This is a genomic window from Salinivibrio sp. PR919 (assembly GCF_001995355.1).
In the GTDB taxonomy this organism is placed as follows: domain Bacteria; phylum Pseudomonadota; class Gammaproteobacteria; order Enterobacterales; family Vibrionaceae; genus Salinivibrio; species Salinivibrio proteolyticus.
In genome coordinates, this window is sequence record NZ_MUFL01000128.1 from 1 (window position 1) to 5,726 (window position 5,726).

The window sequence follows — 5,726 nt, forward strand, 5'->3', positions numbered from 1 at the left end:
AAGTTAATGCTCAAAAAGCAGGGAATCTCGAGCTTTGCCGCTAATGACACCGCTTTGATACGGCAGGTCTGATCAAATTGATACTGATTGTCGGCGTTTACATGTTTAAAAACACTGCCCGCACCGCCGCCATCCATGCCTCGTACCAGCGCTTCGTATGCGAAAACACGCCCAGTGGATAATTGAACAATTGGCTGAAAGGCCATTGAAAAGGCAAAAGGGAGCGGTTTTTTGTTTTTGCAGGCATCACATTGGGAGGCAGAATGTGTCATAGATTTAAATATCAATGAAATAAAGGTGTTTACACAATAATAGATGGTGCGTGTCTTTAATGCGAGTCAAGGTGTCTAATCTCTGCGCCACGACGATTTCTCCACAATGCATAAGTAAGTTGGCACTAGATATGCTTAATAATTAAGCGGCAATATCAGGCGCTTTTTTGACGTCGTGTGATACAAAAAGTATGGCATACGGATGAACAAGCTGCTTTTTGCTGATAATGGCGACAAAGTGACCAAATTTGGTTTATACCTTAATAAGGTTGTTAAACGACCGAAAATACCAGATGTGCCGGTTCAAGGTAGCTGGCCAGTGACAGAGGATGAACGTCATGCTTGCTGAAAAACGGGATGAAATAGACAACCCCCTGATTTGGCCAATACTCAGTATCTTGGAATCTACGCGACAAAGCTGGAAAGTGCATCACCTTCTCAGTGAGTTGCAAAAAAACACCATCATGGCAGAGCTGGATGCTGACCCGCATCTTGATCTGTTTAAGCGCAATTTTTTGATAATGAATGCGCTATACCAACTGCAAGAGATGTTGCTACCTCAGCAGTGGTTGCAGGTGGAGTCAATGGACATTCAATTGCAGTGGCGTGTTGGCGGTAATGGTTTTGTGGCAAACGAAATCGATTATCAAGATCCACTCCGTGAATATTACATGGATTGGAACAACTACGACGCTAGCCGAGACGATGTCAAAGAGCTGCTATCGTCGTTTTGGAAGCATTATCAACGCCATATTGGTAATGATGCGCCGGGCGAAACCATGCTAGAGCGCAAAAAAGCTCTGGCCGTACTTGGGTTGGATGAGCATGCTAGCGAGCATGAGATCCGTCGCCAGTGGCGTAAAATGGCGTTGAAGTGGCACCCAGACCGTCCTGAAGGCGATGCGACCACGTTTCGTGAAATGTGCGAGGCATGGCAAAGCCTGCGTCTTTAACTCCGCCCTCAGCAAGCAAATACAGGGTGTGGTGACACACCCTGTATGGTAGTGATTAGGCGTTGTTAAGGCCACGGCTGCGTAGCTCAAAGATAAGCTTTTCAGCGCTGCATTCAAATTGCATTTTGATATGCGCACTGTCGCCGCTAATTTGCTCGGCGTTAAAGTCGTGCTTGACGGCAGGGTTAATACTTTGTGCGAGCGAGAGGTACTGCTCAAAGCGCGCCTGCATTGCCTCGACGCTGTCGGCATGAATCGTCACTTCCGCGACTTCATCTCCTTCTGAGATAATATAACCAATTTCCGCGCTTACACCGCACGCGTCACATGCGTCAGTTTGATTCTCTTTCATGGTTGTCCCCTACGAGATAAAGCTGCAGGCGTCAAAATAGGCTTATCGCCTGCAATAAAGATGTCATGCTGATCTTTAGCAGATTCTTGATTGTGGCACATTGAGATAGGTCAGGTTTTGCAGGAGTTTGTAGCACGATGCATCATTGTCAGCAATCTAATTGTAAGCAATAGGTGGCGAATAAAAAATCACCCACCATCAGCGTATGCCAATCGTGGGTGATCGTCAGAACATCTTGGTAGAATGCGCTAGACCCAGTCTTCTTCCCATTGGACCAAGGTGCCTTTTGGCCAGTTCGCGCCAACCTCGTGGTACTCTTGCTCTAGCTTATGGCGGCGAATTTTAAGTGTTGGCGTGAGTTTTCCGTTCTCAATGCTCCAAGGTTCTTTGATCATCAAAACGCCTTTGATTTGCTGGTGGGACTCCAGCTCACCGTTGATGGTATCAATTACCTTTTTCACGCGGCGCTCATAGCGGGCCCGATCAAAGTGCGGGAAGTGGTGCGGCAAAGCAAGCAAAATAGGCGCAGGCATGCCAGAGCCGATCACACAGAGCATCTCAGCGTTAGACAGCTCAAATAAACGTTTTTCAATCGCCACTGGGGCAACAAATTTGCCTTTTGCGGTCTTGAAGGTATCGTTTTTACGCCCTGAGATACTCAGGTAGCCTTCACTATCGAGTTCGCCTAAATCCCCCGTGTGTAGCCAACCATCCACCAAGGTTTCGGCTGTGGCTTCCTCATTTTTGTAATAGCCACTAAATAGGCCCTGACTTTTGACTAAGATCTCCTGATCATCGGCTATCTTGATTTCAACGCCGGGTCCTGGATTGCCGACGGTGCCAATTTTGTCGGCCCTAAATGGATAGTTAAGTGTGCTGTATGCGTAGCTTTCGGTCATTCCCCAGGCTTCGGTGATATGTAGGCCCAATTTTTCATACCAACGCAATAGTGCTGGGGCAACCGGCGCTGAGCCACAGCCCAATACGCGCGCTTGATCAAGACCAAGGTTCTTCGCGATTTTCTTTTTAACCAGACTACCGACAAGAGGAATGCTCAGCAGCAGGTTAAGACGTGCATCTGGCAATTTCTCTTGAATGCGCTGTTGGAACAACGTCCACAGTCGCGGTACCGAAATGAAAAGCGTTGGGCGATGCATTTTGACATCTTCAATAAAGGTATCGAGCGACTCTGGGAACGCGGTTGGGATCCCACCCATAATGGCCGACCCCATGATATATACGCGTTCGGTGATATGGGCCAATGGCAGATACGAGAACAAACGATCGTTCGGCTCGATACCAATGTGGTCAATCAGGCGTTGCGCGGACCAACAATAGCCACCGTAGCTCAGAATGGCGCCTTTGGGGAGCCCAGAGGTGCCAGAGGTATATACCAGTGACATCACATCATTATCGAGATGGACCGGACGCTCTTCGGTAGGTTCGTGACTTGCGACTAACTCCTGCCAGTCATAGTGACAATCCACCGTAGGATATGGAAATGCGATAGTCTTAATGTGTGATAGGGTCTGTAACGACGCTTTTAGCGCTTTGGTATCATCCAATTTGCCGACAAACATGGCCTTAGATTCACTGTGCGTGACCACGTGCTCAATGGTGTCGCTGCCTGCGGTTGGAAAAATAGGCACGCTAATGTAGCTGCCCATCATCATCGCCAGATCGGCAATAAACCATTCCGCACAGTTTTTAGAAATCAGCGCCACCTTGTCACCGGGTTGCACGCCCATGTCACGTAATGCGGTGACCATACGCATCGCCTGATCAGCGACGTCCGCAAAGGTGTAATCCACGAAACGGCGATCGCGAATTTGGCGTAAAAATACGTGGTTAGGGCGTTCGTCGGCCCAGCGTAAGATCTGATCGTGTGGTTTGATGTGTGACATTGGACTTCCTCGTTGTCGCAACGTGATTCATACGTCTAACTGTTATAATAATGTTAACTTACTGACTCTGCCCGTATTTACGCAAGGCAATTGTTTAAACATGTGTTCAAATTATGACTGTCGGCACTATTTACACCAATAAGTCCTCATTTTTTGGGCTGTTTTCACACTTATCTATCAAGGTATTAGCAGAACTTTGATCCGCTTCAGCGAGTCTTTGGTGTGTTTCGTGTCAGGCTTTCTATTGCACTCTGTACTATCTTTATGGCGAGTCGTGGCGCAAATGCATTGCCTGCCAACACATTGCAACATGCAGACGATTACTGCCCGCCATGCTGACGGAGACTGGGGAGAACACATTACAGATGCCAAAACGCAGTAAGGCCCAAACACAACAGACGATCGAGACTATTCTTGATGCCGCGAAGCAGCAACTCCTGACGTTGGGCTACGAGGGTATGTCGTATACCACCCTCAGTGAAGCAACGGGGGTATCTCGTACCGGGATCAGTCACCACTTCCCGCGCAAACAAGATTTTATGGCCGCGCTCGAACCCGTGCTGCTCGATAATTTGATGGGTACGCTTGAGACGGGGGGAACCGTTAACCAGTTAATGCAAAGCTGGATGCAGGCGATGCATGCTGACGGTGAGTTCAAAGCCATCTTACGGCTGTGTTTCTACTTGCTGATCAGCGGTAAAGCCGACAACGGCGTCGCCTTTCGCTGTCTACGTAAATTGCAGACAGATTGTGAAAAGCAAATGAATACCGATCTGACCGTTGCTTTTTCACAGCTGCTAGGCGCCAGTTTACTCATGTGTCGTCAATGAACGGCACCGGTCCGTTGAACCTGCATAATAATTGACATATCACCCCGTTATCTCACCAAAATTTGACAGACAGGCGCAATGCCTTTTGATACACTCGCCACGCTTTTACAGCACCAGACCTTTTTTGGAGATAACTATGAACAATACCGACCATCCTCCTAGTCGATACGGAGAAAAATAACTGCCGTTGGTATTGTGACCCTTCCTTTTACCAGCGCAGTCGTAGCTGGTTTCCCGCTCTGTTTTTCTCCTTTCTCGATGTAACGCTTAATCACGCCCTTTTGGCGTGAGGTTCGTTGTTGATGGTCGTTACCTGTTGCCAATCGGGAGATTCGCCATGACGGTAATGAACAACACCTTTGACTACGCCACTGCGTTTTCCACTGCAGAAATCGTGGCGGCACGTAATGCATTTTTACAATACGATCTCGACAAGCAAGTCGAGTTGCTTACCGTGATGCCGGTTGAGGAGTCGATGGGAATTTTACATCACTGCTCGGTGGCTCATGTCCAGCATTTGCTCAATGCGCTCGATGCGCAGGGGTTTGACCGCGAAGCCCGTGAATATGCCAACCATTTAGGCTTTATTCACTCGGAAGCGGAACCAGCGAAAAGCTATCTGTCTACCGGCGTGTTTGCGCACGTTAAACAGCGGATTGGCTGGATTGTCGGACTTGCGCTGCTTGGTATCGTTTCTGGGATGATCATTGCTCAATACGAAGATACCTTAAGCCAACTCGTTCTGTTAGCTGTGTATATGCCAGTGATTGCAGCGGCGGGAGGCAATACCGGTTCCCAAGCGGCAACCTTGGTGGTCAGGGCGCTTGCARCGGGAGAGCTTCGCAAACGTCAGTGGCTCCAAGTGATGTGGAAAGAGGCCCGCGTCGCGGTATTTATTGGTGTGGCGATTGCTGCAGTTATGATGGTGAGGATTTTACTGTTCAACCACAACGCGACGGTAGGCGCGTTTGCACTGCACGATATTGCGGTTGCCATTGCGTTGGCCCTGTTTATTCAGGTGACCATCTCCACAACGCTTGGCGGATTGCTGCCGATTGTGGCGCGCGCGTTTCATCTTGATCCTGCGGTATTGGTCAGCCCGGTACTGGCATCCGTGGTAGATATATCTGGGATGTGGATTTATTTCACTGTAGTCAATACCTACCTCGGCATTGGTAGCTAGCCCGAAGAGTGGCGCCCATGTGGCGCCATTTTTTATCTATGGTTATGGTCAGTGATAGCGACGCGTTGGGATTTGCGCACCCGATACGCACTTAGCTTGATCTTACGCAGTAAATTGCTGGGTAACTGTGCTATCACTATTACAACAGTTGAATTATTAAAAAATATTTTAATAATGGAGAAGGCGGCCTGATGCCGCGATTCAATTTCTGCCAATAAGGTAACCCTATGAG

At 48.6% G+C, this 5,726-nt stretch carries 6 protein-coding genes and 1 pseudogene; 3 read left to right on the top strand and 4 right to left on the bottom strand.

The window, feature by feature from the left end; genetic code table 11:
* Window positions 1-272: pseudogene (locus tag BZG83_RS16935) on the bottom strand (EAL domain-containing protein); the annotation flags it as partial.
* Window positions 273-610: 338 nt separating this feature from the next.
* On the opposite strand from BZG83_RS16935, the gene BZG83_RS15695 reads away from it, so the two are divergent.
* The gene (locus BZG83_RS15695; protein ID WP_077481946.1) at window positions 611-1,225 is read left to right on the top strand and encodes a DNA-J related domain-containing protein; all 615 of its coding nucleotides are present in this window, start codon (window positions 611-613) and stop codon (window positions 1,223-1,225) included.
* Window positions 1,226-1,280: 55 nt separating this feature from the next.
* Here BZG83_RS15695 and BZG83_RS15700 read toward each other — a convergent pair whose 3' ends face one another.
* Both BZG83_RS15700 and BZG83_RS15705 read right to left on the bottom strand, forming a co-directional pair.
* Complete coding sequence (locus tag BZG83_RS15700; protein WP_077481948.1) at window positions 1,281-1,577, bottom strand: DUF406 family protein; 297 nt, start codon at window positions 1,575-1,577, stop codon at window positions 1,281-1,283.
* Between the two features lie 248 nt (window positions 1,578-1,825).
* Window positions 1,826-3,481 carry an AMP-binding protein gene (locus BZG83_RS15705; protein ID WP_077481950.1) on the bottom strand — a complete coding sequence of 552 codons (1,656 nt, stop codon included), beginning with the start codon at window positions 3,479-3,481 and terminating at the stop codon, window positions 1,826-1,828.
* A 365-nt stretch (window positions 3,482-3,846) separates the two neighbouring features.
* On the opposite strand from BZG83_RS15705, the gene BZG83_RS15710 reads away from it, so the two are divergent.
* Together BZG83_RS15710 and BZG83_RS15715 are read left to right on the top strand one after the other, a co-directional pair.
* Window positions 3,847-4,311: a TetR family transcriptional regulator gene (locus BZG83_RS15710; protein ID WP_158074980.1), complete on the top strand. Its 465-nt coding sequence runs from the start codon at window positions 3,847-3,849 to the stop codon at window positions 4,309-4,311.
* Window positions 4,312-4,648: 337 nt separating this feature from the next.
* Window positions 4,649-5,494, top strand: coding sequence for a magnesium transporter (locus BZG83_RS15715; RefSeq protein ID WP_077481954.1), 846 nt, complete (start codon window positions 4,649-4,651; stop codon window positions 5,492-5,494).
* Between the two features lie 32 nt (window positions 5,495-5,526).
* Here the strand turns inward: BZG83_RS15715 and BZG83_RS16940 are convergent.
* The coding region (locus BZG83_RS16940) for a hypothetical protein (protein ID WP_206744375.1) at window positions 5,527-5,726 on the bottom strand (200 nt) is incomplete at its 5' end.